Origin of the sequence: Rhodococcus sp. BP-349 (genome assembly GCF_019835845.1) — a bacterium.
In the GTDB taxonomy this organism is placed as follows: Bacteria; Actinomycetota; Actinomycetes; order Mycobacteriales; family Mycobacteriaceae; genus Rhodococcoides.
Genome location: NZ_JABUDR010000002.1, coordinates 456,551 through 482,262, shown reverse-complemented (window position 1 = coordinate 482,262; position 25,712 = coordinate 456,551). Strand labels below are relative to the sequence as shown.

Sequence of the window (25,712 nt, the reverse complement as noted above, 5' to 3'; positions counted from 1 at the left end):
GTCGATCTCGACTCGTTCGTCAGGGGACGTGCCCGTCTACTCGGACTCGACGACCGCGCAGCCGACGCGGCTACCGGCGTCGCCCGTGCTCAGGGTCGTCGCGTCGGGCACGGGCTGGCCGTCGGGCAGCGTGTAGCGCGTCGGGATGTTGGCGAAGTTGTCGGCGCCCGAGTGCACGATCACGGCGACGCCGCCGCGCAGGTCGTCGAGCGTGACCGAGTCGGTGGTAGTCGTGAGGTCGGCCGTGCCGTCCTCGCGCACCTGCAGCGAGGTCAGGTCGCCGCTGGCCGGGTGGCCGGTGTTGCCGTTCACCTGCAGGTGTCCGCCGGCGGACAGGAACGCGCCGGGCTCGCCGCCGGTGGGAGCGACCGAGTCGGGCTCGCACACCGGGTTCTGATGCATGTGCAGGCCGTGGAAGCCGGGGGTCAGACCCTCCGCCTCGACGGTGACCTGGAGGTGTCCGTCGACCTCTGCGAAGGAGACCGTGCCCATGGTCTCGCCCTCGGGGCTGCGCAGATCGCCGGTCATCGCGGCCTCGGTGGCCGCGTTCCCGCCCTCGGCGCTCTCACTGCCCGCGCTGTGCGACTCCTCGCCGTGCTCGGAACCCGCGGGTGCCGCGGAGCTGGTGAACACGGGCGGAGTCGTGCCGGCGACGTCGCTGGCTTCCTCGCCGTTGCTGCATGCCACCATGCCGAACAGGGCTACTGCGGCGAGAGGCGCCACGACGAGGTGGCGAGGTGCGACTCGGCTGCGCTTCCAGCTGGCCATGGTGAGGGTCTCCTAGATGTGTGGGGACGTGCTGACCTGAACTCTAGTCACCCGGTCACGATGACGATGATGCCGGGCGTGGAGGACTCGATGCCCTCGAAACGAGGTTCGACACCGAAGCCCAATGTGGTCGCGATGCGTTCGGCCTCGGCCTGCTGACCGGACACCGACGGCTCGTAGTAGACCGTGGAGGCGGCGATGGTGCCACTGCTGTAGTTGCCTGTCTCACCGACGGTGAAACCGGCCGACTCCAGGGTCTGCGCCACCTCGGCGGCCAATCCGCTGACGTTGCTGTTGTTGAGCACACGCAGCGACTGTTCCGCGGCTGTGGTGGACGACGGCGCGCTGGTCGTCGTGGTGGTGGCAGACCCGGCGCTCGCGTCGGGCTGCGGTGCGGCGGACGCTGCCGCACCCGCCGTGGTGGTCACGGCCGCGGCGGTGGAGGTGGGTACGTCCTCGCCCGAACCGGTGAGGGAGAAGAAGCCGAGACCTGCGAAGACGATGGCGAGCGACAACAGAACCATGGCCAGCGCTCGCAACGGGGGGCCGGACGAGTCCGGTGTCGGAGTGTCGGCCGGGGTCTGATCAGTCACGCTGCGAGCCTAGCGACTGGGCCGAACGGGGTGACCCGGGGCGGCGCAGGACGACTGCCGTCAGATCTCGAAGCCGAGTCGACGCGCAGCACGGGCCTTCTGCCGACTCGCCCGGAGACGACGAAGGCGCTTCACGAGCATGGGGTCCGCGGCCAGCGCCTCCGGCTTGTCCACCAGGGCGTTGAGCACCTGGTAGTAGCGGGTCGCCGACATGTCGAACAGTTCCTTGATCGCTTCTTCCTTGGCGCCGGCGTACTTCCACCACTGGCGCTCGAACGAGAGAATGTCGTGTTCCCGGCGGGAGAGTCCGTCACTCGGCTCGTCGGCCCCGTCGGCTCGCCCGTGACTTCGCGCTGCAGCGCTGTCCATCTCACTCCTGTCGTCTGTGCCGCCCTCGGCATCGCGTCTCGCGAGCTCTGCCGTCGACCTCGGGCTGTGCCGTGTGAACCCGGTCGTGACCGTGTTCTCGCGCGTCCCCCGGACCCGAAGAGGTCCGCGCACGGCGGTGAATCACATCCGTGTCGTTCGCCGCCAATCTAACCACGGACCGGGCTCCGGGATGCGGCGACACCGCGGCGCGTCTCGGCCCGGCCGACCGGACCAGAAATCGTCCGCCGGGCGGGCAGTATCCTTCTGGACCATGGCAATTCTCCCCATCCGTATCGTCGGTGACCCGGTGCTGCACACCCCGACCCAGCAGGTCACCGCGTCGCCCGCGGAACTCGAGACGTTGATCGCGGACATGTACGACACGCTCGAGGCCGCCAAGGGTGTCGGACTGGCCGCCAACCAGGTGGGTGAACCGCTCCGACTGTTCATCTACGACTGCCCGGACCACAGCGAGGACGGCACGGTGACGAGGCGCCGCGGCGAGGTGATCAACCCCGTTCTCGAGACGTCGCAGATCCCCGAGACGATGCCCGATCCGGACGACGACGACGAGGGGTGCCTCTCGGTTCCCGGCGAGCAGCACCCGACGGGTCGGGCCGAGTGGGCGCGGGTCACCGGAACCGACGCGAGGGGCGAGCCCGTCGACATCGAGGGGCACGGCTTCTTCGCGCGCATGCTGCAGCACGAGGTGGGCCACCTCGACGGTTTCCTCTACGTCGACGTGCTGGTCGGACGCAACGCGCGGGCGGCGAAGAAGGCCATCAAGAAGAACGGGTGGGGCGTACCCGGGCTGAGCTGGATCCCCGGCACCGTCGCGGATCCGTTCGGCCACGACGACGACGAGTGACTCCGGACGCCCCGGTTCCGGGCTCGCGGGTGGTGCTGCGGTACCGCCTCCCGGACGGGTCGACCCCGCCGTTCACCGACGTGATCGGAGTCCTCACCAGATCGGGCGCCGCGGTGACCGTGCGGCCGGAGTCCGGTGACCCGGTGACCGTGCCGGCCGAGCGCATCGTCGCACTCAAGGCGTTGGCACCTCGGCCCGTCCGCAATTCGGAGATCCGCGGTCTCGAGAGTGCAGCGGCCGATGCGTGGCCGGGCCTCGAGCAGGAGTGGATCGGTGGATGGCTGCTCCGCGCCGGCGCCGGCGTGACCCGACGAGGCAATTCGGCGAGCCCCCTGCGTCCCGACGCGTCCACCGTCGACCTGCCGGCCGTCGCCGCCTGGTACCGCGACCGAGACCTGCAACCCTCGCTGTCGTTGCCGGACCGACTTCTCCGGCCGCCGGCCGGGTGGAGCCTGTCGGCCGAGGCGGTGGTGCTGACGCTGCCGATCCCGCCGTCGACCGGGCCGGACACGGACACCGAGCGCGTCGCCGTGCCCGACGAGCGATGGCTGGCGCACCATCCCCGCTACCGGGATCGTCCCGACCTCCTCACCGCGGTCCGCGACGGCGTCGTGACCTTCCTCCGACGAGGCGACGCCGCGGTCGCCCGCGCAGCCGTCACCGCGGCGCCGACCGGACGACGCTGGGTCGGCATCACCGCGGTGGCCACTCGGCCGAACGAGCGTCGGCGCGGTCACGCGTCCGCGTTGTGTGCCGAGGCGGTGCGGTGGGGCGCCGCCCGGGGCGCGACGCACGCGTACGTCCAGGTCGAGGTGGAGAACGACGAGGCGCGATCGCTGTACGAGCGCCTCGGTTTCACCGAGCATCACCGCTATCGGTATGCGGAGAACGCGCGTGAGACGTGACGAGGCCCCGACACAGTCGGGGCCTCGTGTGGTGACGACGAACGTCTATCCGCGCTCGTGAGCGGCTTCCCCCGTGTTGTTCCTTCGGCGCCGTCTCCGAACCATCGGGTGGACGAACAGGGCGTACGTGGCGATCACAGCGAAGGCGATGACCGCGAACGCCGACCTCCCGTTGTATCCGTCCCACGCCATGAGCACGAGAAGGAGCGCGAGACCGGCGGACCATGCCGCGACATCGGTGCGTGCGGGCATCACCACATGGATACTCAACGGCCGGTGGCTAGTGCAGGTACCCGGTGAAATCGTCGCAGGAGGTCCAGCCGCCCCAGGCGCCGAGCGCACCTCGAATGACCCAGCCGGGGCCGGGCGCCGCGGCGAGGGCGGTGTTACCGGCGCACTGAGCGAGGGCCTTCGAGTAGCCGTCGGGCACAGACGGTCCCTTCTTGACGTTTCGGTCGTTCTTGGTGCCCGGTTTGTCGTTGCACCCGACCGACGGTGAGCAGTACGTCGGTGCGGCGGACGCGGTGCCCGTCGTGAGCGCCGCGCCACCGACTGCCAGGCCGAGCGTCAGCACACCGACGGCTGCATAGTGAGCGATACGTGTCATGTGTAGGAGTCCTCAAAGTCGATACCGGTCGGAACGTTATGACCATCCCCTCGTTCTCGTCGTATCGCCACCACTTCGTCCGATGTCGTGTCTGCTCACAAGACGACCTGCTGAATGTCGGTCCGTGCACTGCTGACACGGGAACTGTCCACCGGCACCTGTGCCGGCACCTCGAGTTACTCTCGCTCATCGTGCGCATCGCTACGTGGAACGTGAACTCCGTCCGCTCCCGAGCGGATCGCATCGTCGACTGGCTGGAGCGATCCGACGTCGACGTTCTCGCGATCCAGGAAACGAAGTGCAAGGACGAGCAGTTCCCGTACCAGCGCTTCACCGACATCGGGTACCAGGTCGCACACGTGGGCACGAGTCAGTGGAACGGTGTCGCCATCGCGTCGCGGGTGGGGCTCGAGGACGTGCAGATCGGGTTCGAGAACCAGCCGGGTTTCAGCAAGGACCCGGAGGTCCCGCCCGCCGACGAGGCCCGCGCCATCGGCGCGACCTGCGGGGGCGTGCGCATCTGGAGCCTGTACGTTCCCAACGGGCGGTCCCTCGAGGACCCGCACTACCGCTACAAGCTCGACTGGCTGGCAACTCTTCGCGACGACGCCCGCTCGTGGCTCGCCGCCGATCCGCAGGCACGCATCGCGCTGGTCGGTGACTGGAACGTCGCCCCCACCGACGACGACGTCTGGGACCCGGCACTGTTCGAGGGGCGCACCCACACCTCCGGACCCGAGCGCGACGCGTTCCGCGCCATCGTCGACGAAGGCTTCGCGGACGTGGTGCGACCGTTCACCCCGGGCCCCGGGGTGTACACCTACTGGGACTACACGCAGTTGCGCTTCCCGCGTCGCGAAGGGCTCCGCATCGACTTCGTGCTGGCCTCACCCGCACTCGCGGCGCAGATCACCGACGCGTCGATCGACCGGCAGGAGCGCAAGGGGAAGGGCGCCAGCGATCACGCGCCGGTCGTCGTCGAGCTGGGCGGGGACGCCGCGGTGACCGAGTCGGCCGGGGCCTGATCGGCCACCATGGTGAGGTACTCGATGTTCGCGCCGATGAATCGGCGCACGTAGGAGCACCGGGGCCAGATCGACAGGTCACCGATGCGCAGGATGTCGAGGGCGCCGCGCACGAGGACCGCTGCCCAGCCGTGGTCGCCGAACTCCTCCTTGACGACGGTGTGCTGGAGCATGACCGTGTCGCCGTCGGGTGCGACCTCGTACGCGAGGATGCCGACGAGCGCATCGCCGACGGTCAGGACGAAGCGCGAGTTGCTCGGATCGTCCGACACGAGACTGGTGTCCATGACAACAGTTCATCACCGATGTTGTAACGGATGGTGCTCATGTGACTGTTGATACGCAATCGCGACGAAGTCGTCACGGTGTCGAGATCAGTCGGCGGTCACCATGTCGCGGTACTCGGGGTTCTCCGCGACGAAGCGCTGCACGTAGGTGCAGACCGGCTTGACCTTCCAGCCGTAGCCGCGAGCCGCGTCGAGGGAGTTGCGGACCATGATCGCGGCGAGGCCGCGATGTCCGAAGTCCTCCGTGATGACGGCGTGCATGAAACTGACGACGGGCTGGCGACGCGCGCCGCGTCCGACGGAGTCGACGGGGAAGTACCCGACGATCCCGACGAGGTCACCGTTGAGCCGGAGCTCGAACCGGTTCTGGTGCGGGTTGTCTGTCACATCGGTGACGGGCGCATCCGACAGCATCATTCTTCTCCTGGCGGCCGTGGGGCTCGCCCGGTTTCTGTGCGAACCCGGGCGCGGGGCGGGACACGAGCAGCCTCGTCGCCGCGGTCGTGTGCATCACATGGGTGCATGTGACGTAGACCACTATTGCACAGGATTCAGGTCTTCGCCCGGGAGCAGGTGAATATGTGGCGAACTCACGGGAAAAGCGCTCGAGTACAGTTCGGCGTGTGACAACGCTGCCTCTGGCACCTTCCGGGACGACGCCGCTGCGCGTCCTCACCATCGCCGGCACGGACTCCGGCGGCGGCGCCGGAATCCAGGCCGACTCGCGCACCATCGCCCTGTGCGGACTGCACGCCTGCGTCGCGGTCGCCGCGGTGACGGTGCAGAACACGGTAGGAGTCAGCGGTTTTCACGAGATCCCGCCGGCCGTCGTGGCCGACCAGGTGCGAACGGTGGTGTCGGACATCGGTATCGGAGCGGCCAAGACCGGCATGCTGGCGTCCACGGCCATCATCGAGGCCGTCACCGACGTGTGCACCGAGGTCGGCATCGGCCGCGGTGGCTCGGTACCGCTCGTCGTGGACCCGGTCTCGGCGTCGATGCACGGCGATTCCCTCCTGCATGCCGATGCGCTGGATGCGTTGCGCACCAGACTCGTTCCGCTCGCCACGATCGTCACGCCCAACCTCGACGAGGTCCGGCTGCTCACCGGCATCGACGTAGAGGACGAGGCGACGGCGCGACGGGCCGCCGAGGCACTGCACGCCCTCGGCGCCCAGTGGGCCGTCGTCAAGGGTGGGCACCTGCGGACCTCGTCGTCGAGCACCGATCTGCTCTTCGACGGTGAGCGGATGCTCGAGTTCACCAACCCTCGGATCGATACTGGCAATGATCACGGCGGCGGCGACACCCTCGCCGCAGCGCTGGCGTGCGCCCTCGCCCACGGCTACGCGGTGCCGGACGCGTTCGAGTTCGCCAAGGAGTGGGTCACGAAGTCGCTCGAGGCCGCGTACGACCTCGGGCACGGACACGGACCGGTCTCACCGCTCTGGCGACTGCACCAGTCGGCTGATGCGTAGATCCTCGGGCACACCCGTCAACTTCGGCGAGAACAACCCGCGTCGGTAGGGCTTGGCGGCGAGTCCGACGGTGTCGAGCACCTCGGGCGACACCAGGTCGAGCGCGGCATTCGAGATCATGACGTTGCCGTCCGCACCGGTCTGCATGACGCGCGCAGCCACGGTGACGTCGACGCCGAGCCAGTCCGATCCGACGGCGCGCGGGCAGCCGGTGTGGACGCCGACGCGCATCCGCGGGGTGTAGCCGTTCACGTCGACACGGGCCAGAGCCGTCTGTGCCTCGAAGACGGCTCGCACCGCGTTGTCCGCGCTGGGGAAGACGGCCATCAGCCCGTCGCCCAAGCGTTTGACGATGTGACCGCCGCGGTCGAGCATCGGCCGCTCGACCGCACGGGCCACCTGCTTGAGCAGCACCAGCGTGGTGGCGTCACCAGCGGACAACGACCAGGTGGAGAAGCCGACGAGATCGGTGAAGACGATGGTGACCTCGCGTTCGCCCCGTCCGCGGCCCGCGCGTTCGAGCACCGCCTGCCACACCTGCAGCGCTCCCAGCGAGAGTTCCTTCGACGCGCCGGGAGCGTCGCCCTGCAATCGGTCGGTGACCCGCGCGACCATCCGCGCGGCTCCGGGTCCGGCCGTCGAGAGCGGATCGCCGAACGACGGATCACCGGGCAGCACTCCGCGTACGCGGCGGACCAGTTCGACCACCCGCGGCGTCCGGTTGACGGTGCGGGCAGCGTCGGCGGCCCGACGGGCGGCGTCACCTGCACTGATCTTCACCGCTCGACCTTATCTTGTCGTTACTCCGAGTGACAGTAAACGTCACTCGGCCTGACGGGCGGCGTCTCGATCGGCACCCACGGGGACGCCGTTCGGGCCCGTCACCGACTCGGCGTACGTGCCGATGCCGTAGGCGACGGCCTTCGAGTTGATGCCGAGAGCCTCCCGGTCGACGTTCTCGAGCGTGTCCTCGGCGGTGTGGTAATTCGGGTCGAAGGGCTCGTTCGCCGTCCCGCCCCAGCGCGCGGCCTGCTCCTCGGTCTTCACGTCGTCCGCGCCGCTGAAGACACCGCCCGACGGAATCCCGACCTCGATGAAGGGGCCGTAGTCCGAGCGTCCGTCGAAATCGGTGCCGTCGGCGTCCTGCGTAGTGAGCTGTTCCTCGAAGACACGCTCGATCGCGTCCGAGCCGGTGGGGCCCGCGGGTTCACCGACCTGATCGGAGTCGTCTCCGTCGTAGACGAGGTAGCCGGCGTTGTTCGACCCGACCATGTCGAAGTTCAGGTACAACGCGATCGCGGCCTTGTCCTCGTCGGACAGTCCCTCGACGTACTTCGTGGATCCGACCAGACCGAGTTCCTCCGCGCCCCAGAACCCGAACCGCACGGCATTGGTCACGTCCGGCGAGCCACCCATCTGCAGCGCGGACTCGAGCACGGCGGCGGTACCGGTGCCGTTGTCGTTGATGCCCGGGCCTTCGGGGACCGAGTCGAGATGCGCTCCCGCCATGACGACGTTCTCGGTGGACCCCGTGGTGGTCTGCGCGAGGATGTTGCGGCTCGTCGTGGTCTCGGTCTCCGCGGCGAGAGTGATCCGCGCGGTGGTCGGGGCGGCGGCCAGCGCGGCACCGTCCTCACGGCTGACACCCACCGACGGGATGCGCGCATCCTCCTTCGCGCCGAGCGTGCCGGCGTCGAGCGGACCGTCCTCGTTGTTGGAGACGATGATCGCCGCGGCACCGCGCTCGGCGGCGATCTGCCCCTTCTGCGCGAAAGAGCACACCCCGCGCGGGACCAGAGCGACCGCACCGGTCAGCGTGAGGCCGTCGTAGTCGGTGGCCTCGCAGCCGGGTGAGTCGTCGGCAGGTGCTGCCACGATAGGACCGGAGACCCCACCGGCGGGCGTGGCCGGCGAATAGGTGAACGCGCTGACCTGCACATCGCGGTCGGCGGCACGCAGCGCCACCGAATCGAGTGTGTAGCTGTCGAACGAGAACTCGGGCGTCTCGACGTCGAAGCCCGCGTCCCGCAGCCTGCCGGCCACGTAGTCGACGCTGGCGTCGTATCCGGCGGTGCCGGCGGCGCGATTTCCGTCGTGCGCGTCGGCGATGTCGGAGAGCTCCTGCAGGTGGCTCACCACCGCGTCGAGGGTGACGGCCTCGGACAACGAGGAACCCGTGACCGGTGCGGCCACGGGTTCCTCGGACGGGGTGGCTCCCTCACCGGACGAGCCGGAGGAGCCGGAGGAGCAGGACGACAGCGCGAGCACTCCCGCCGCACAGATCGCGAGGGACAGGGTCGATCGTGTCGTCCGCATGAACGTCACCTTAACGGCAGAGCGGTCACGCGTCTCGCTTGTTCACCACCACCACTGCGGCGCCGAAGACGACGGCGACGAAGGCCGCGAAGTAGGCCAGGCTGCCCCACGGTCCCCAGTGGTACTCGACTCCGCCGGGCGAGCCGAGGAAGTTGTTCGCGTTCATGAACGGGAGGAAGGGCATGATGTCGCGCCCGATGCTGCCGAACAGGTTGAACAGCGACTCGATCAGCAGCGGCCACAGGAGCAGCAGTGCGATCGCGGCGGCCGACTGTCGCAGCAGCGCACCGACTCCCACGGCGAGGACGACGCACAGGAAGGCGTAGATCGGCACACCGTAGATGGCGCGCCACGCCTCCGAACCCTCGAGGACCAGCGCGGCACCCGCATCGGGTCCGGCCGTGGCCTTCGCGATGTAGAACGCGCCGAGCGTGAGCACGAGGGACAGCACCGCGCCGAAGACGCCGATGAGCAGCGCCTTCACGCCGAGCACAGAGGCGCGGCTGGGGATCGCCTGGAACGTGGTCCGGATGATGCCGAAGCGGTACTCGCTGGTGATGGACAGCGCCGCGAGAATCATCAGCACGAGAACGCCGAACCCGCTGACGCCGGCGACGGCGTCCGCGAGGGTCGGCAGGAACGGCTCGAAGCCGGGATCGTTACCGGCGGCGATGTCGTTCTGCACGGTGGTGACCGTCGACTTGGCCGAGAAGCCGATGACCGCGCCGATGCCCAGCCCGAGCACCACGATGATGACGGTGCACCACCACGGCGACTTCGTCGAGGTGAGTTTGATTCGTTCCGCTGCAAGAACACTCATCGCAGTGCTCCTCCCATCACGTCGTCGGCGGTACCGGCGCCGTGGTACTGCACGTCGTCACCGGTGAGTTTCATGAACGCGTCCTCGAGCGAACCGTGCTGGGACGCCAGCTCGTGCAGGACGATGTTATGGCGCGCGGCGATCTCGCCGATCGCCTCCGTGGTGGACTCGGCCACCACGAGGGTCGGCTGCACCTGATCGAGGCTGCTGGGCTCCTTGACCGTCAGACCTGCCGACGTGAGCGCGCTGCGCAGGGCGTCGAGCTGGGGGCTGCGGACGCGGACCGACGCCTCCGAGGCGCGGTCGACGAACTCCTGCACGGACGAGTCCGAGATGAGCCGGCCACGGCCGATGACGATCAGTTGTTCTGCGGTGAGCGCCATCTCGGAGAGCAGGTGCGAGGACACCAGTACGGTCCGCCCCTCGGCGGCGAGGCGCTGCATGAATTTGCGGATCCAGACGATGCCCTCGGGATCGAGTCCGTTGACCGGCTCGTCGAACATCAGGACCTTCGGGTCACCGAGCAACGCACCGGCCAGACCGAGTCGCTGCGACATGCCGAGGGAGAACCCGCCGGCCTTCTGCTTGGCCACCTCGGACAGACCGACGAGGCGGAGCACCTCGTCGACGCGGGACGAGGCGATGCCGTTGGAGGCCGCCATCCACTGCAGGTGAGCACGCGCGGATCTGTTGGGATGCACCCACTTCGCGTCGAGCAGAGCGCCGACGGTGCGAATGGGATTCTTCAGCTCACGGTAGGGCCGACCCTCGATGAGTGCCGTGCCGGACGTGGGCTGGTCGAGTCCGAGGATCATCCGCATCGTGGTGGACTTGCCGGCACCGTTGGGGCCGAGGAAGCCCGTCACGATACCCGGGCGCACCGTGAAGGAGAGATCGTCCACGGCTTTCTTCGCGCCGAACTGTTTGGTCAAACCTGTCACTTCGATCATGTGCATCAGGATGCCCGAGCAGAACCATCGACCACATCGCTCCCGGGTCTCGACCCGGGTCATCCGAAGGGATGACGCGACCCTGAGCCGCCCCCGGGGTGGTCAGTCGACGTCGGGCGAGGACGCCTGCGCCCAGAACCGCTTCGGGATCCGACCGGCCAACGCCGCCGATCGTCCGCCGCGCACCGCATCGGCCATGGCGGAGGCCATCATTCGCGGATCACGAGCGCGCGTCACCGCGGTGGCGAGCAGCACCGCCGAGCACCCCAGCTCCATGGCGAGTGCCGCGTCGCTCGCCGTACCGATGCCGGCGTCGAGCACCACGGGAACCCCCGCCGCCGAGGTGATCATCTCGATGTTGTGCGGATTCGCGATGCCCAGACCCGTCCCGATGGGCGATCCGAGCGGCATGACCGCGGCACACCCCACGTCCTCGAGGCGACGCGCGAGCACCGGATCGTCGGTGGTGTAGGGCAACACGACGAAATCGTCGTCGACGAGCTGCTCCGCGGCACGCACCAGCTCGATGGCGTCGGGCAGGAGGGTCCGCTCGTCCGCAATCACCTCGAGCTTGATCCAGTTGGTCTCCAACGCCTCTCGTGCCAGCTGCGCGGTGAGCACTGCCTCGGCGGCGCCGCGACATCCCGCCGTGTTGGGCAGGAGCGCGATGCCCAGGCGCGTGAGCAGATCGAGCACCCCGGTGCCGCCCGAGGCATCGACGCGTCGCAGAGCGACGGTGGTGAGTTCCGTACCCGAAGCGACGAGGGCCTCCTCCAACACCGCGAGGTTGGCCGCGCCCCCGGTGCCCATGATCAGGCGGGAGGAGAAGGTGCGGTCGGCGATGGTCAGCTGATCAGCCACCCTGCACCGCCGTCAGCACCTCGATGGTCCAGCCGCGGCCCACGTCCTCGCCCCACCGCGAGCGCGGCAGCACGATCCCGTCCACCGCCACGGCGATGCCCTTCTCGGGAAGGCCCAGCTGGGTCAGCATGTCCTGCACCGTGGTGCCGGGCTCGAGGTCGTGATCCGCACCGTTGACGGTGACACCCACTGCGGTCATGTTCGTCTCCTACCGTGCCCGATCTCGCGTGAGACTCGGAAACCGTTCGGGGAGAGCGCATGCCGCCTCTGTCAACGGCTCGCCCTCCAGTTCTGCCACCACGGCGTCCGCCGTGACGGGCGCGAGCAGCACCCCGTTGCGACCGTGCCCGGCGGCGACGATCACGCGGTGGTCCAGCCGCCCGATGACGGGAATGTTGTCCGGGCTCCCCGGCCGCAGGCCCGCCGCCGTCTCCGCCAACTCGTAGTCACCGACGGCCGGGAACACGGCCTCGGCGTCCGCCAGGAGGTCGCGGACGCCGGCGACGGTGACGGCGGTGTCGTCACCGTGCTCGTACTGCGTCGCACCGACCACCAGACCGTCGCCACGGGGGACCAGGTACACCGCGCGACCGTTGACGCTCGCGCGGACGGTGCGCGTCGGCGCACTCGCGGAGCCGGGGCGCGCACGTAGGCGCAGGATCTCGCCTTTCACCGGCCGCACCGGAACGTCCGGCAGCAGACGGGACGTGGACCACCCCGCGGCGACGATCACACGATCGGTGGTCAGCGCATCGAGGTCGGCGACCGGAGTGCGCACGATCTGCACTCCGCGGTCGAGGACCGCGGACTCCAACGCGAGCACCAGCGCCCGGTTGTCCACCGACAACTCCCCCGGCGCCGAGAGGCCCAGGCGAACGCGCGGCGAGAGCGACGGCTCCAGAGTGCGGACCTCGCTACGCGAGAGAATCTCGAGATCGTGGCCCTGCGCACCCACCCAGTCGGCGACGGTGCGCAGGTCCGCCGCGTCGGCCGAGTCGAACGCGACGGTCAACGACCCACTCGAGACGACGACACCGCGCCCCTCCAAATCCGCGCGCAGCACCGGATCGTGCCACCGCCGCAGCGACGCGGAACCGAGTGCCAGGAGTGCATGTTCGCCGGGCCAGCCCTCGGACAGCGGCGCGAGCATGCCGCCCGCCACCCAGCTGGCGGCGCCGTCGCCGACCGCGCGTGCACCGAACGTCGGGTCGTGCAGGGTGACGGACCATCCCGCCGCCGCGGCGGCGCGGGCGCAGAAGAGGCCGATCACCCCGCCGCCCACGACGGAGACGGAACGCTGCATGAAACTCACTTCCTCCGCCGGCATGACCCGGGTCAGGTGGTTACGGTCTGGGCGCCCTCGCCCACTCTCAGCCCCGTCCGGGACTCCCGTGTTCGTTCCCCTTCACACTAACCGCAGTACTGGGTGGTACTACATTCACACTCGTGACGACTTCGAGGACCACCGCCCGCGAGCGGCTCGCCACCGCCCGTCTGTATCTCTGCACCGACGCCCGCCGCGACACCGGCGACCTGGCCAAGTTCGTGGACGCGGCGCTGTCCGGGGGCGTCGACATCGTGCAGCTCCGCGACAAGGGGTCGGCGGGTGAGAAGAAGTACGGCGCCATCGAGGCGAAGGACGAGCTCGCCGCTCTCGCGGTCATCTCCGCCGCGTGCCGCCGTCACGGCGCGCTGATGGCCGTCAACGATCGTGCCGATCTGGCGCTCGCCTCGGGCGCCGACGTGCTGCACCTCGGCCAGAACGATCTGCCGGTGCACTACGCGCGCCGCATCGTGGGCCCGGACGTCGTCATCGGGCGCTCCACGCAGAACCGGGCACAGGCCACGCTCGCCGACATCGAGGACGGCGTCGACTACGTCGCCACGGGACCGGTGTGGGCGACTCCCACCAAGCCGAACCGTTCGGCCGCGGGCCTGGACGTCGTGCGTGAGGTCGCCGAATCGCATCCCACCCGGCCGTGGTTCGTCATCGGCGGGGTCGAGGAGAACAACGTCGCGCAGGCGCTCGAGGCGGGCGCGTCCCGCATCGCGGTGGTGCGGGCGATCACGCAGGCTCGCGACCCCGAGGCGGCGGCCCGTCGACTGCTCGATCTGCTGCCGTCGGTCTGACCGTCAGAGTCCGTCCGGCGACAGGACGGTGACGTCGGCGGGGACCGCCGAGCGCACCGCGTCGTCGGCCGTCACGACGACGACGCGCAGTTCGGTGTCGTTCCGGACGGCGGCGAGCGCCGCGTCCACGTTCTCGGCACGCACGGTGTCGACGATCCACCCGAAGCTGCCGACGGCGAGCCGCACGGTGCGCGCCGGGAGTTCGTCGGGGGCGTCGGCGGCCAGGACCGCGCGGACGGGCACGGTGCGCAGCGACGGCCAACTCTCGGCGAAGGCGGGGTGCAGCGGCAGCGAGTCCACCTCGTGCTCGGCGACCCAGCGCAGCTCGGTGCTCTCACCGTTGGGAACGGTGTCGAGTTCGTGCTCGGCGTCCGCGACGACGGTGGTGTAGGACCACCCCGAGTCCTCGACCCTGGTGACGTGCTCGTCCCGCACGGTCAACTGGTCGTCGGTGATGCCCGCCTCCTCGCCGGCCTCGCGCACGGCCGCGTGGACGGCGCTCTCGTGACTGTCCCGAGCGCCACCGGGCAACGCCCACGTCCCGCCCTGATGACTCCAGGCCGCCCGGTGCTGCAGCAGAACCACGGAGCCTGCCGACACGGTCGGAGCCCGCAACAGCAGACCGGCCGCACCGTGTCGTCCCCAGTGCCGGCTCCCGTCGCTGCTGAACACCCAGCCGTCTCCGTCACCGCGCATGGTTCACCGTCCGCATTCCCCCACCTTATTGCTCCTCGCGTTGCCTGTGCTCGGACCACGGTGGGCCTATGCTCGAATCCGGACATGAGGGCGACCGATCGCGCGGGAAGGGGTCGAGGTGTCACAGCAGACGAGTGCGCTGACTCTGCGCGCGCCCGTCGACACCCGCTCCGAGCGTTCGGAGTTCTTCCGCTCCACCCCGGTACGCCTATTGGCGGTGGGCCTGCTGGTCGTCGCGACGCTGGTGACCACTGCTCTCGTGACGACGCTGTCGGTGTCCGATCGCCAGCGCACTCTCGACCTGTTGCTTGCTCGCACCGAGCCCCTGTCCGATGCGGCGCAGAACCTGTACGTGCAGCTGTCAGTCGCGGACGCGACGGCGGCGACGGCCTTTCTCTCCGGCGGCCTCGAACCCGGCGACGTCCGCGGTCGATACACGGACTCGCTCGGAGCGGCGGCGGGCGAGGTGGTCCGCGCGTCCACCGGACTCGCGAGTGACGACGCGACCTCCCGGCAACTGCTGGCGACCATCTCCACGAACCTGCCGCTGTACGCCGGCCTGATAGAGACCGCGCGGACCAACAATCGCGTCGGCAACCCGGTGGGAGCCGCCTACCTGGCGGAGGCGTCGACGCTCATGCAGAACACGATCCTGCCGTGGGCCGAGCAATTGCACGCGGAGAAATCCGGTGACGTGTCGGACGCGCAGCGCCAGTTCGCGACACCCCCCTGGTCGGCGTTCGTCGTGCTGGGCATCACCGTGCTCGTGCTGATCGGCGCGCAGATATTCCTGAGCCGAAAGACCAAGCGCACCGTCAACGTCGGTTTCGCGGGCGCCACGGTGGGTGTGGTCCTGCTGCTCGGCTGGATGCTCGTCGCGGGGCTCATCTCGTCGACGGCCACCGACCGCGCGCTGGTGCGCGGCGCCGAGCCCCTCGACCTGCTCACCACCAGTCGGATCCTCGCGCAGCAGGCGCGCGCCGACGAGACCATCGGTATGACGCGACGCGGCGGCTTCGCCGACTACGAGAAGTCGTACTCCGACGCGGTGTCCGGCCTCGCCGACACCCTCGGCACGCTCGCGCACGACGACGACACGCACAGTCCCCGGATGGACGACGCCCGCGCGCTGGTGTCGCTCTGGACCAGCTCCCACGACCGGATGAACGCGTCGCTGGACGTCGGCGACTTCGACACGGCCGTCACCATCGCCACCGGAACGGCCGCAGGCGACTCCAGTGACGTGTTCGGTCGGCTCGACTCGGCTCTGGTCGAGGAGATCGAGGCCTCCCGCGCATCACTGCGGGACGATCTCCAGCGTGCCTCGGGTGTGCTGGCCGGTCTCACCGTGGGCACCGGCATCGTCTGCGGCCTGGCCGTGCTCGCCGTCGTGGGCGGTATGTGGTCGCGCATCCGGGAGTATCTGTGATGCGCCGCGCGGCTGTGGTCGCCTCCGCTCTCCTCCTCGTCCTGACGGGCTGCGCGGACACCACGCCGGTGCCGGAGGCGCCGGACCGCGCCACGGTCGCCGAACCGCTGCCCGACGGGGCCGCGGGCGTCACCCCGGGCGCACCGATGCCGCCGGTGGAGGACTGCGGCGACCCCCGCGCGAGTCTGCGACCGAACTACGCGGCTCCGGACGGCGCACCCGTGCCCGCCCCGAACGTCGATGCGATCCGCGCCCGCGGGCGCCTCGTCGTCGGGCTGGACACCGGCAGCAACCTGTTCAGCTTCCGCGATCCCGTCAGCGGTGAGATCGTCGGCTTCGACGTCGACATCGCCCGCGAGGTCGCCCGCGATCTGTTCGGGGACCCGGACCGGCTCGAGTACCGCATCCTCGCGTCCGCCGAGCGGATCGACGCCCTTGCCGAGGGCGAGGTCGACATCGTCGTCAAGACCATGACCATCACGTGCGCGCGGCGCGAGCGGGTGACCTTCTCCACCGTGTACTACCAAGCGGATCAACGAGTCCTGGCCGTCAAGGGCTCGGGCATCACGGGTGTCGGCGACCTCGGCGGACGCCGCGTGTGCGCCGCGGCGGGAACCACGTCGCTGCTGCGCATCCAGCGCCTGCAGCCCAGCGCGCAGATCATCAGCGTGCCCAGCTGGGCGGACTGTCTCGTGGTGCTGCAGCAGGGCGGCGTCGACGCCGTCAGCACCGACGACGCGATCCTGGCCGGACTCGCCTCCCAGGATCCGTACCTGGAGATCGTCGGGTTCTCCATCGCCGCGGAGCCGTACGGGATCGGCGTGACGCTGGGTCACGACGACCTCGTGCGTGTCGTCAACAGGACGCTCGAACGCATTCGCGGCGACGGGACCTGGAACCGCCTCTACACCCAGTGGTTGTCCGTCCTCGGCCCGTCTCCCGGCGCCCCCTTCCCCGTCTACAACGGTTGATCATGAGTACCGAACCCGATCTCGAGGCGACCCGGGCCTCGTTGCGCGACGAGGATCCCGACGCGACCCGCGCCGCCCTACGCGAGCAGGATTCCGACGCGACGCGGGCCTCGGTGCGCCCCGAGGAGGACGACGCCACGCGGGCCGCGCTGCGCGAGGACACCACGGGGCGCACCTCGCGGCCGAGCCGCCGCGTGCGGACCGGTAAGCGCCGCCGCCTCGGTGGTGGTCTGGTCGAACTGCCGCGGATCCCCGAGGTCGATCCCGCGACTGCGGTCATGTCGGACCCCCGCGTCCCGGAGAGCAAGCGGTTCTGCTGGAAGTGCAACGCCCCCGTCGGGCGGAGCGTCGACGGCAGGCCCGCCCATCCGTCGGGTGACTGCGACAGATGCGGAACGCATTTCGACTTCTCTCCGCTGCTCGAACCGGGTGAGATGGTGGCCGGGCAGTACGAGGTGCAGGGCTGCATCGCACACGGCGGACTCGGATGGATCTACCTCGCCATCGATCGCAACGTGAGCGATCGCTGGGTGGTACTCAAGGGCCTGCTGCACTTCGGCAATGCCGAGGCGCACGCGGTGGCGATGGCGGAACGTCAGTTCCTCGCCGAGGTGACCCACCCCGGCATCGTCAAGATCTACAACTTCGTCGAGCACCCCCGCCCCCTCGCGCCCGGCTCGCGGGAGACGCCGTCCTCGACGGGGTACATCGTCATGGAATACGTCGGCGGCCGCACGCTGCGCCAGATCATGACCGACAACCCGGCGCGCACCAAACTGCCTGTGCAGGAGGCCATCGCCTACCTCCTCGAGGTGATGCCCGCACTGGCCTACCTGCACTCCATCGGCCTGGCGTACAACGATCTCAAACCCGAGAACGTCATGGTGACGCAGGACCAGATCAAGCTGATCGACCTGGGCGCGGTGAGCCAGCTCGAGGACTACGGGTACCTCTACGGCACGGCCGGGTACCAGGCACCGGAGATCGTGCGGACCGGACCCACGGTGGCGTCCGACATCTTCACCGTGGGTCGCACTCTCGCGGTCCTGACGCTCGAGATCGCCTCGGAGCACGGGCGGTACGTGGACGGCATCCCCGAGGACGCGCCCGTCCTGCAGGAGTACCAGTTCTTCGCCCGGCTGCTCCGACGCGCTACGGCCGCCGACCCGCTCACCCGGTTCCGCAGCGCCGACGAGGCTGCGAGTCAGCTCAGTGGTGTTCTGCGCGAGATCCTCTCGCAGCAGACGGGCGACAGCCACCCGTCGCTGTCGTCGGTGTTCAGCCCGCAGCGCACCACCTTCGGCACCGACGAGCAGGTCGCCGTCACCGACGTGTACATCGACGGACGGCACCGCGTCGCCAGGCTCGACCCGCGCGACGTGGTTGCCGCGCTTCCCGTCCCCCTGATCGACACGTCGGACCCGAGCGCGCAGCTCATCGCCGCGGCCGTGCACAGCGAACCGCACCAGACGCTCGACTCGCTGCGCCTCGCTCGCGAGAACGGCCTCGATCGCACCGTGGGCGACGACTCCGTCGGGTCCGTGGAAGCGGTGCTGACCGAGGCGCGCGCGTATCTCGATCTCGGCGAGGGAGATTCGGCCGCCGAGGTGATACGCAGACTGGACGACGTGACGGGCAACTGGCGCGTCGACTGGCACCGCGGCACCATCGCGCTACTGTGCCGCAACTTCGTCGACGCCGCCGAGAAGTTCGACTCGGTGCTCGCCGCGATGCCCGGCGAGGTCGCACCCAAGCTCGCGCTCGCGGCCACGGCGGAACTGCTGGCGCAGCAGACATCCGACGACGGCCACGACACGTGGTGCGCCCTGGCCGAGACCATGTACACCACGGTGTGGCGGACCGATCGCACCATCGTCAGCGCGGCGTTCGGTCTCGCCCGGCGGCTCGCGGAACGCGGCGCGCTGCTCGACGCCATCCTGACTCTCGATCTGGTGCCCGCCACGTCACGGCACTACTCGATGGCACGCATGACCGGGGTGCTGACGCTGCTCTCGGGGGCCGCCGCCGACATCGACGAGGGTGCACTGTACGAGGCGGCACGGCGCGTCGAGGCGCTGCCGGCGCGCGAACCCCGTGCGCTGCAACTGCGGACGGTCGTCCTGGGCACCGCGCTCGAGTGGATGGAGTCCGGGCGCGCCCCCGAGTCGGCGGTGCCGCTGCTCGGCGTGCCCTTCACGCGGGACGGCCTGCGGACGGGCGCCGAGACCGCCCTGCGATCCCTCGCCCGGACCGCGCGCACCCGGTCGCACCGCTTCGCCCTGGTGGACCTGGCCAACGCGGTGCGGCCCAAGTCGCTCTTCTGATCAGCCGATCAGAGCCACCGCGGCGCGGGCGATGGCCAACTCCTCGTTGGTGGGCACCACGAGCACCGTCACCGGGGAATCGTCCGTCGAGATGACCCGGATTCCCTTGCCGCGCTCGGCATTGCGCTCCTCGTCCAGCTCGATCCCGTACATCTCGAGGTCCGCCAGGGCCGCTGCACGCACCTCGGCGGAGTTCTCGCCCACGCCGGCGGTGAACGTGACGACGTCCACGTGGCCCAGCTCGATCATGTACGCGCCGAGGTAGCGCCGCAGGCGATGGACGTACACGTCGAAGGCCAGGGCCGCGGCCTCGTCACCGTCGTCGATGAGGCGCCGGAGCTCACGGAAGTCGGTGACACCACTCAGTCCCTTGATACCGGAGCGGCGGTTGAGCAGTTCGTCGATGGCATCGACGTCCATGTCGGCACTGCGCCGCAGGTGCATCACGATGCCGGGATCGATGTCGCCGCTGCGGGTTCCCATCACGAGCCCCTCGAGCGGGGTGAGACCCATGGACGTGTCGACCGCGACACCGCCGCGCACGGCCGATGCCGAGGCACCGTTGCCGAGGTGCAGCACGATCTGGTTCACGTCCGACGGCGACCGTCCCAGATGCTCTGCCACGCGGCCACTCACGTACTCGTGGGACGTGCCGTGCATCCCGTACCGCTTGATGTCGTGTTCGGCGGCGGTGGCCGCATCGATGGCGTACGTCGAGGCGGCGGCGGGGAGGGTGTGGAAGAACGCCGTGTCGAACACGGCGACCTGCGGCACGTCGGGCAGCTCCCGGCGCGCCACCTCGATCCCGCGCAGGTTGGCCGGATTGTGCAGGGGCGCCAGCGCACTGAGCTCGTCGATGGTGGCCACGACCGAATCGTCGATGAGGGTGGGCTCGCTGAAGACGGTGCCGCCGTGCACCACTCGATGCCCCACTGCCGTGATGCCCGCCTCCGCCAGGGGCAGTCCCGCGTCGGCCATCATCTCGAACGCCAGCCGGAGGCCCGTGACGTGATCGGGGATATCGGTCGTCTTCTCCGTCGTGTCGTCGCCGCGGGTGACGGCCACGCGCCCGTCGGCGTCGCCGATGCGCTCGACGATGCCCTGCAGGACACTGTGTCCCGAGTCGGGGTCCACCACCTGGAACTTCACCGACGACGATCCCGAGTTGACGACCAGCACCGTGCTCACTTCGCGACCTCGAGACCGTCGGTACCGGACTGGGCCTGGATGGCGGTGATCGCCACCGTGTTCACGATGTCCTGCACCAGGGCTCCTCGACTGAGGTCGTTGACGGGCTTGCGCAGTCCCTGCAGGACCGGTCCCACGGCCACGGCGTTGGCGCTGCGCTGCACCGCCTTGTACGTGTTGTTGCCGGTGTTGAGGTCGGGGAAGACGAACACGGTCGCCCGGCCCGCCACCTCGGAGTCGGGCAGTTTGGATTTCGCCACCGACGGGTCGATGGCCGCGTCGTACTGGATCGGCCCCTCCACCAGCAGATCCGGCGCTCTGTCGCGGACGAGGTCGGTCGCGGTCCGGACCTTGTCCACGTCGGCACCCGATCCGGAATCCCCGGTGGAGTAGCTCAGCATCGCCACGCGCGGCTCGATGCCGAACATCGACGCGGTGGCCGCGGACGAGACGGCGATGTCGGCGAGCTGCTCCGACGTGGGGTCGGGAACCACGGCGCAGTCGCCGTAGGCGAGCACCTTGTCCGCGAGGCACATCAGGAAGATGCTCGAGACCGTCGAGACCCCGTCCATGGTCTTGATGATCTCGAAGGACGGCTTGATGGTGTGCGCCGTGGTGTGTGCGGCGCCCGAGACCATGCCGTCGGCAATGCCCTTGTGCACCATCATGGTTCCGAAGTACGAGATGTCGGACATGATGTCGCGGGCCTTGTCCTCGGTCATGCCCTTGTGTTTGCGCAGCTCGACGTACTCCGCGACGAAGTCGTCCGTGTACTCCGAGTTCGTCGGATCCAGCACGGTGGCCTCGGACAGGTCCACCCCCAGTTCCCCGGCCCTGCGCGTGATCGCCGCCTCGTCACCGAGGATGGTCAGGTCCGCGACCTGCCGTTGCAGCAGTCGTCCGGCCGCGCGCAGGATCCGGTCGTCCGACCCCTCGGGCAACACGATGTGCTTGCGGTCGGCGCGGGCCCGGTCGATGAGCTGGTACTCGAACATCTGCGGCGTCACCACCGACGGCATCGCGACGTCGAGGCGGCCCAGGATCTCGGCGGCGTCGACGTGGCGCTCCATGAGCGCCAGCGCCGTGTCGACCTTGCGTTGCGATCCGACGGCCACCCGCCCGCGAGTGGACGCGGCCACACTCGCGGTGTCGAAGGTTCCGAGGTCGGTGGTGAGGATCGGGAGTCGGGGCTGCAGACCCTCGATGAGCTTGGCGATCATGGGATGCGGTGTCAGTCCGCCGTTCATGACGATGCCGGCCAGCGACGGGAACCCCTCGGCCTCGTGAGCGTTGACGAGAGCCAGCACGACGTCGGAGCGGTCGGCCGGGGCGATGACGACGACTCCCTCGGTGAGTCGCTCGAGAATGTGCTCGGCCGTCATGCCGCCGACCATCACGCGCAGCGCCTCGCGCTGCAGCAATTCGGCATCGCCGCTGTAGAGCTCGCCCTTCATCGCGTGCAGCAGTTCGTCCATGGTCGGTGCGACCAGCAGCGGTACCTCGGGCAGAGCCCACGCCGGCACGTCCTCGGTCGAGAGGTGCGCGATGACGTCCTCCAACGCATCGGGATCGCACCGGTTGGCGACGATGCCGGCCAGATGGGCGCGGTGCGTCGACAGTTCCGATCGACACACGTCGGCGAGGTGGGCGATCTCCTCGGGCGTGCGTTCGGAGCCGCGCAGCGCGAGGAGCACCGGAGCGCCCAGGTTCACGGCGACGCGCGCGTTGAATCCCAGCTCGCTCGGACTGGCGATATCGGTGTAGTCGCTGCCCACGATCACCACGGCATCGCACTGGGACGCGACGTCGTGGTAGCGGCGCACGATCTCGGCGAGCGCGGAGTCGGGATCCGCGTGCACCTCGTCGTAGGTGACGCCGAGCGACTGCTCGTACGTGGTGTCCGCGGTGGTGTGGTCGATCATGAGCTCGAGGATGTAGTCGGTCTCGGACGACGACCGAGCGATCGGCCGGAACACACCGACCCGAGCCGTCGAGGCACCGAGCATGCGCAGCAGCCCCAACGCGATGGTCGACTTGCCGGTGTCCCCCTCGGGCGACGCGATGTAGATGCTGGAGACGGGCGAGCTGGGCGTGTCTGCGGGCGCGGCGACCATGGACTCAGCCTAACGGCCACGATGTCGCGGCAGTCCGAGGCGATGTCACCCGGTTGCGGTGTGATCTCGGGAACTACTCCGCACTTCCTTAGCCTACGCAAGCATAATACTTGTGTGCCCACAACTGTCCCGTCAGGCGGTCTCGACCAGCGTCACAAGATGATCGTGTTGGCCACGTGCTGCCTCAGCCTGCTCATCGTCTCGATGGACGCCACCATCGTGAACGTCGCGCTGCCCGCCATCCGCACCGAACTCGGCGCATCCGTGTCCCAGCTCCAGTGGACCATCGACGTCTACACACTGGTGCTCGCCAGTCTGCTGCTGCTGTCCGGCACCACCGCGGACCGGGTGGGGCGGCGCCGTGTCTTCCAGATCGGACTCGTCAGCTTCGCCGTCGGCTCGCTGCTCTGCAGCCTCGCCCCCACCGCGCCGGTCCTCATCCTCGCGCGCATGATCCAGGCGATCGGTGGGTCGATGCTCAACCCCGTCGCCATGTCGATCATCACGCAGGTCTTCACCGGCAAGGCCGAGCGTGCGCGGGCGATCGGTATGTGGGGCGCCGTGGTCGGCATCTCCATGGCCCTCGGTCCCATGCTCGGCGGACTGTTGATCGAGATCTCCGGGTGGCGGTCCGTCTTCTGGATCAACATCCCGGTCTGCCTCGCAGCGTTCGTTCTGGCCGCCGTGTTCGTCCCCGAGTCGCGGTCGCCCGTCGTGCGCGCGTTCGACCCAATCGGTCAGCTGCTCGGTGTCGTCATGCTGGCCTCCCTGGTGTTCGGCCTCATCGAGGGTCCCTCGCTCGGATGGTCGTCGCCCATCACCCTCGCGGTGTTCGCCACGTCCGCGGCCTCGTTCGTCGCGTTCGTCCGCTACGAGAACAGGCGCGTCGATCCGTTCATCGATCTGCGCTTCTTCCGCAGTATCCCGTTCTCGTCGGCGACGATCGTGGCCGTGTGCGCCTTCGGTGGATACGGAGCGTTCTTGTTCCTCATGTCGCTGTACCTGCAGGAGGTGCGCGGCTTCAGCGCGATCGGCACGGGAGCGTCCTTCCTGCCGCTCGCACTCGCCACGCTGATCTGCTCGCCGCTGTCCGGGCGGATGGTGGCGCGGTGGGGTGCCCGCCCCTCGATGACCATCGCCGGTGTGGTCATTGCCGTCGCCGGCCTGACCCTCACCCGCCTCTCCGCCACCACCCCCCTCAGCGCACTGCTGGTCATGTTCGCGATCTTCGGGGTCGGCTTCGGGCTGGTCAACGCCCCCATCACCAACGCGGCAGTCGGCGGGATGCCCCGCGATCGCGCGGGTGCGGCGTCGGCGGTCGCGTCGACCAGCCGCCAGATCGGTGTCAGCATCGGCGTCGCGCTGTGCGGGAGCCTCACCACCGCGGGCGCCGCGGCCGGCATCGACGCGGGGTTTGCCGCCTCCACACACACGGTCTGGTGGGCTCTGGCCGCCATCGGCGTGATCGTCGCGGGCCTCGGGCTGCTCAGCGCCAGCAGGCGGGCCACGCGGACCGCGGACGACGTGGCCGCACTGTTCCGCACACCGGAGCCCGCCCGTGCCTGACCGCCGGAGCCGACCGATAGACGAGGCCTGGGCCGCGATGACCTCGCTGGTCTTCGAGAACCGCGACACCTGGCGCCGACGGGTGGCGGCCGAGGTCGACATGCCGTTCAGCCGGGTGCGGGTGTTGCGGCGCCTGGTCGCCGGACCGCTGACGATGAGCGCGGTGGCCACCGCGGCGGCGATGGACGCGCCGGCAACCACGGTGTGCGTCAACGAACTCGAGTCTCGCGGCTACGTCCGCCGCACCGTCGACGACAGCGATCGTCGCAGCAAGCGCGTCACGATCACCGACGACGGCCGCGCCCTGATGGACCGCGTGCACACGATCACCGACCCGGTACCCGACTCGCTCGCCGACCTCGGCGACGAGGACGCCGCGGTGCTGCACCGGATCCTGTCGGGCGCGGTGTCCTCCGGCGTCGTCAGCCCAGACGGCGCAGACGGGGCTCCAGATCGGTCTTGAACAGCTCCAGGAACCGACGCTGATCGTGACCCGGCGCGTGGAAGACAAGGTGGTTCAGGCCTGCATCGACGTACGGCTTGACCTTCTCCACCGCCTCGTCCGGATCGGAGGCGACGATCCACCGCTTCGCCACCTGCTCGATCGGCAGCTCGTCCGCGGCCTTCTCCATCTCGATCGGATCGTCGATGGAGTGCTTCTGCTCCGGCGTCAGTGACAGCGGCGCCCAGAAGCGCGTGTTCTCCAGCGCCGCATCGGCATCGGTGTCGTACGAGATCTTGATCTCGATCATGTGGTCGATGTCGCCCACGGACCGGTTCATCTTCTCCGCACCTTCCGCCACCGCGGGGATCAACTTGTCGGTGTAGAGCTCCATACCCTTGCCGGACGTACAGATGAAGCCGTCGCCGCTGCGTCCGGCGTAGCGCGCGACCACGGGACCGCCGGCCGCCACGTACACCGGGACACCGCCCTCGGGAACGTCGTAGATCGAGGCGCCCTTGGTCTTGTAGTACTCGCCCTCGAAGTCGACGCGATCGCCCAGCCAGAGCTCGCGCATCAGCGACACAGCCTCGCGCAGACGCGCGAACCGCTCCTTGAACTCCGGCCACTCACCGTCGAATCCGGTGGCGATCTCGTTCAGAGCCTCACCCGTACCCACTCCGAGCATGATCCGGTTCGGGTACAGGCACGCCATCGTCGCGAAGGCCTGCGCGATGACGGCCGGGTTGTAGCGGAACGTCGGGGTCATCACCGACGTGCCCAGCTGCAGAGTCTTGGTGCGCTCACCGACCGCGGTCATCCACGCCAGCGAGAACGGTGCGTGTCCACCCTCGTGGCGCCAGGGCTGGAAGTGGTCGCTCACGGTCGCCGAGTCCATGCCCGACGACTCCGCCTGCACCGCGATCTCGACGAGCTCACGTGGACCGAACTGCTCGGCCGACGCCTTGTATCCCAGCTTCAGTTCCTGTGCCACACCGAACTCCT

At 69.3% G+C, this 25,712-nt stretch carries 28 protein-coding genes and 1 riboswitch; of the genes, 10 read left to right on the top strand and 18 right to left on the bottom strand.

Annotation, left to right across the window (positions count from 1 at the left end):
- Positions 1-36 precede the first annotated feature (36 nt).
- The 3 genes from HQ325_RS12685 to HQ325_RS12675 form a co-directional block, all read right to left on the bottom strand.
- Positions 37-768 (bottom strand): superoxide dismutase family protein, encoded by a 732-nt coding sequence (locus HQ325_RS12685; RefSeq protein WP_222630040.1) that lies wholly within the window; start codon positions 766-768, stop codon positions 37-39.
- A gap of 47 nt (positions 769-815) precedes the next feature.
- Positions 816-1,292, bottom strand: coding sequence for a LytR C-terminal domain-containing protein (locus HQ325_RS12680; RefSeq protein ID WP_222631006.1), 477 nt, complete (start codon positions 1,290-1,292; stop codon positions 816-818).
- Positions 1,293-1,421: 129 nt separating this feature from the next.
- The gene (locus tag HQ325_RS12675; protein WP_027506241.1) at positions 1,422-1,730 is read right to left on the bottom strand and encodes a DUF3263 domain-containing protein; all 309 of its coding nucleotides are present in this window, start codon (positions 1,728-1,730) and stop codon (positions 1,422-1,424) included.
- A gap of 271 nt (positions 1,731-2,001) precedes the next feature.
- Between HQ325_RS12675 and HQ325_RS12670 the strand changes: the two genes are divergently transcribed.
- Both HQ325_RS12670 and HQ325_RS12665 read left to right on the top strand, forming a co-directional pair.
- A complete protein-coding gene (locus HQ325_RS12670; protein WP_222630038.1) occupies positions 2,002-2,598 on the top strand; it encodes a peptide deformylase in 597 nt (198 codons plus the stop codon).
- Positions 2,595-3,503, top strand: a complete 909-nt coding sequence (locus HQ325_RS12665; RefSeq protein ID WP_222630037.1) for a GNAT family N-acetyltransferase — start codon at positions 2,595-2,597, stop codon at positions 3,501-3,503. The genes HQ325_RS12670 and HQ325_RS12665 overlap by 4 nt, the downstream gene beginning before the upstream one ends.
- 45 nt (positions 3,504-3,548) lie before the next feature.
- Here HQ325_RS12665 and HQ325_RS12660 read toward each other — a convergent pair whose 3' ends face one another.
- Together HQ325_RS12660 and HQ325_RS12655 are read right to left on the bottom strand one after the other, a co-directional pair.
- A complete protein-coding gene (locus HQ325_RS12660; protein ID WP_222630036.1) occupies positions 3,549-3,755 on the bottom strand; it encodes a hypothetical protein in 207 nt (68 codons plus the stop codon).
- A gap of 28 nt (positions 3,756-3,783) precedes the next feature.
- Positions 3,784-4,110, bottom strand: coding sequence for a hypothetical protein (locus HQ325_RS12655; RefSeq protein WP_222630034.1), 327 nt, complete (start codon positions 4,108-4,110; stop codon positions 3,784-3,786).
- Between the two features lie 191 nt (positions 4,111-4,301).
- Between HQ325_RS12655 and HQ325_RS12650 the strand changes: the two genes are divergently transcribed.
- The gene (locus HQ325_RS12650) at positions 4,302-5,135 is read left to right on the top strand and encodes an exodeoxyribonuclease III (protein ID WP_222630031.1); all 834 of its coding nucleotides are present in this window, start codon (positions 4,302-4,304) and stop codon (positions 5,133-5,135) included.
- On the opposite strand, the gene HQ325_RS12645 is transcribed toward HQ325_RS12650, so the two are convergent.
- Both HQ325_RS12645 and HQ325_RS12640 read right to left on the bottom strand, forming a co-directional pair.
- Positions 5,072-5,422 (bottom strand): GNAT family N-acetyltransferase, encoded by a 351-nt coding sequence (locus HQ325_RS12645; RefSeq protein ID WP_222630028.1) that lies wholly within the window; start codon positions 5,420-5,422, stop codon positions 5,072-5,074. The genes HQ325_RS12650 and HQ325_RS12645 overlap by 64 nt on opposite strands.
- A gap of 87 nt (positions 5,423-5,509) precedes the next feature.
- On the bottom strand, positions 5,510-5,836 hold the full coding sequence (locus tag HQ325_RS12640) for a GNAT family N-acetyltransferase (protein WP_056442260.1): 327 nt from the start codon (positions 5,834-5,836) through the stop codon (positions 5,510-5,512).
- 209 nt (positions 5,837-6,045) lie between these two features.
- Between HQ325_RS12640 and thiD the strand changes: the two genes are divergently transcribed.
- Positions 6,046-6,900 (top strand): bifunctional hydroxymethylpyrimidine kinase/phosphomethylpyrimidine kinase, encoded by an 855-nt coding sequence (thiD, locus tag HQ325_RS12635; RefSeq protein WP_222630025.1) that lies wholly within the window; start codon positions 6,046-6,048, stop codon positions 6,898-6,900.
- On the opposite strand, the gene HQ325_RS12630 is transcribed toward thiD, so the two are convergent.
- The 7 genes from HQ325_RS12630 to thiO form a co-directional block, all read right to left on the bottom strand.
- Positions 6,862-7,680, bottom strand: a complete 819-nt coding sequence (locus tag HQ325_RS12630) for an adenylate/guanylate cyclase domain-containing protein (RefSeq protein WP_222630022.1) — start codon at positions 7,678-7,680, stop codon at positions 6,862-6,864. The genes thiD and HQ325_RS12630 overlap by 39 nt on opposite strands.
- 42 nt (positions 7,681-7,722) lie before the next feature.
- Positions 7,723-9,216 (bottom strand): M28 family peptidase, encoded by a 1,494-nt coding sequence (locus HQ325_RS12625; RefSeq protein ID WP_222630020.1) that lies wholly within the window; start codon positions 9,214-9,216, stop codon positions 7,723-7,725.
- A gap of 25 nt (positions 9,217-9,241) precedes the next feature.
- Positions 9,242-10,036, bottom strand: coding sequence for an ABC transporter permease (locus HQ325_RS12620; protein WP_222630018.1), 795 nt, complete (start codon positions 10,034-10,036; stop codon positions 9,242-9,244).
- Positions 10,033-10,986: an ABC transporter ATP-binding protein gene (locus HQ325_RS12615; RefSeq protein WP_222630016.1), complete on the bottom strand. Its 954-nt coding sequence runs from the start codon at positions 10,984-10,986 to the stop codon at positions 10,033-10,035. The genes HQ325_RS12620 and HQ325_RS12615 overlap by 4 nt, the downstream gene beginning before the upstream one ends.
- 102 nt (positions 10,987-11,088) lie before the next feature.
- Entirely contained in the window at positions 11,089-11,796 is a 708-nt protein-coding gene (locus HQ325_RS12610; protein WP_261778376.1) for a thiazole synthase, read from the bottom strand.
- Positions 11,797-11,839: 43 nt separating this feature from the next.
- Positions 11,840-12,046, bottom strand: coding sequence for a sulfur carrier protein ThiS (gene thiS, locus HQ325_RS12605; RefSeq protein WP_027506232.1), 207 nt, complete (start codon positions 12,044-12,046; stop codon positions 11,840-11,842).
- A 9-nt stretch (positions 12,047-12,055) separates the two neighbouring features.
- Positions 12,056-13,150 (bottom strand): glycine oxidase ThiO, encoded by a 1,095-nt coding sequence (thiO, locus tag HQ325_RS12600; protein ID WP_222630012.1) that lies wholly within the window; start codon positions 13,148-13,150, stop codon positions 12,056-12,058.
- Positions 13,143-13,250, bottom strand: a riboswitch (TPP riboswitch). (Overlaps the previous gene by 8 nt.)
- A 43-nt stretch (positions 13,251-13,293) precedes the next feature.
- Here thiO and thiE point away from each other — a divergent pair.
- Complete coding sequence (thiE, locus tag HQ325_RS12595) at positions 13,294-13,977, top strand: thiamine phosphate synthase (RefSeq protein ID WP_222630010.1); 684 nt, start codon at positions 13,294-13,296, stop codon at positions 13,975-13,977.
- Between the two features lie 3 nt (positions 13,978-13,980).
- Here thiE and HQ325_RS12590 read toward each other — a convergent pair whose 3' ends face one another.
- Positions 13,981-14,673 (bottom strand): NUDIX hydrolase, encoded by a 693-nt coding sequence (locus tag HQ325_RS12590; RefSeq protein ID WP_222630007.1) that lies wholly within the window; start codon positions 14,671-14,673, stop codon positions 13,981-13,983.
- Positions 14,674-14,791: 118 nt separating this feature from the next.
- Here HQ325_RS12590 and HQ325_RS12585 point away from each other — a divergent pair, with 118 nt between their 5' ends.
- From HQ325_RS12585 to HQ325_RS12575, 3 genes are read left to right on the top strand one after another with little or no spacing between them, the layout of a single operon-like run.
- Positions 14,792-16,102 carry a hypothetical protein gene (locus tag HQ325_RS12585; RefSeq protein ID WP_222630004.1) on the top strand — a complete coding sequence of 437 codons (1,311 nt, stop codon included), beginning with the start codon at positions 14,792-14,794 and terminating at the stop codon, positions 16,100-16,102.
- Entirely contained in the window at positions 16,102-17,073 is a 972-nt protein-coding gene (locus HQ325_RS12580; protein WP_222630000.1) for a glutamate ABC transporter substrate-binding protein, read from the top strand. The genes HQ325_RS12585 and HQ325_RS12580 overlap by 1 nt, the downstream gene beginning before the upstream one ends.
- Positions 17,074-17,075: 2 nt before the next feature.
- Positions 17,076-19,397, top strand: coding sequence for a serine/threonine-protein kinase (locus HQ325_RS12575; RefSeq protein ID WP_222629997.1), 2,322 nt, complete (start codon positions 17,076-17,078; stop codon positions 19,395-19,397).
- Here the strand turns inward: HQ325_RS12575 and HQ325_RS12570 are convergent, their stop codons facing one another.
- Both HQ325_RS12570 and pta read right to left on the bottom strand, forming a co-directional pair.
- Positions 19,398-20,585 carry an acetate kinase gene (locus HQ325_RS12570; protein ID WP_027506225.1) on the bottom strand — a complete coding sequence of 396 codons (1,188 nt, stop codon included), beginning with the start codon at positions 20,583-20,585 and terminating at the stop codon, positions 19,398-19,400.
- Entirely contained in the window at positions 20,582-22,699 is a 2,118-nt protein-coding gene (pta, locus tag HQ325_RS12565; protein WP_222629995.1) for a phosphate acetyltransferase, read from the bottom strand. The genes HQ325_RS12570 and pta overlap by 4 nt, the downstream gene beginning before the upstream one ends.
- A gap of 159 nt (positions 22,700-22,858) precedes the next feature.
- Between pta and HQ325_RS12560 the strand changes: the two genes are divergently transcribed.
- Positions 22,859-24,265, top strand: coding sequence for a DHA2 family efflux MFS transporter permease subunit (locus tag HQ325_RS12560; RefSeq protein WP_222631005.1), 1,407 nt, complete (start codon positions 22,859-22,861; stop codon positions 24,263-24,265).
- Positions 24,258-24,728 carry a MarR family transcriptional regulator gene (locus tag HQ325_RS12555; protein WP_308014478.1) on the top strand — a complete coding sequence of 157 codons (471 nt, stop codon included), beginning with the start codon at positions 24,258-24,260 and terminating at the stop codon, positions 24,726-24,728. The genes HQ325_RS12560 and HQ325_RS12555 overlap by 8 nt, the downstream gene beginning before the upstream one ends.
- Here the strand turns inward: HQ325_RS12555 and fgd are convergent.
- Positions 24,688-25,701 carry a glucose-6-phosphate dehydrogenase (coenzyme-F420) gene (gene fgd / locus HQ325_RS12550; RefSeq protein WP_222629993.1) on the bottom strand — a complete coding sequence of 338 codons (1,014 nt, stop codon included), beginning with the start codon at positions 25,699-25,701 and terminating at the stop codon, positions 24,688-24,690. The genes HQ325_RS12555 and fgd overlap by 41 nt on opposite strands.
- Positions 25,702-25,712 lie beyond the last annotated feature (11 nt).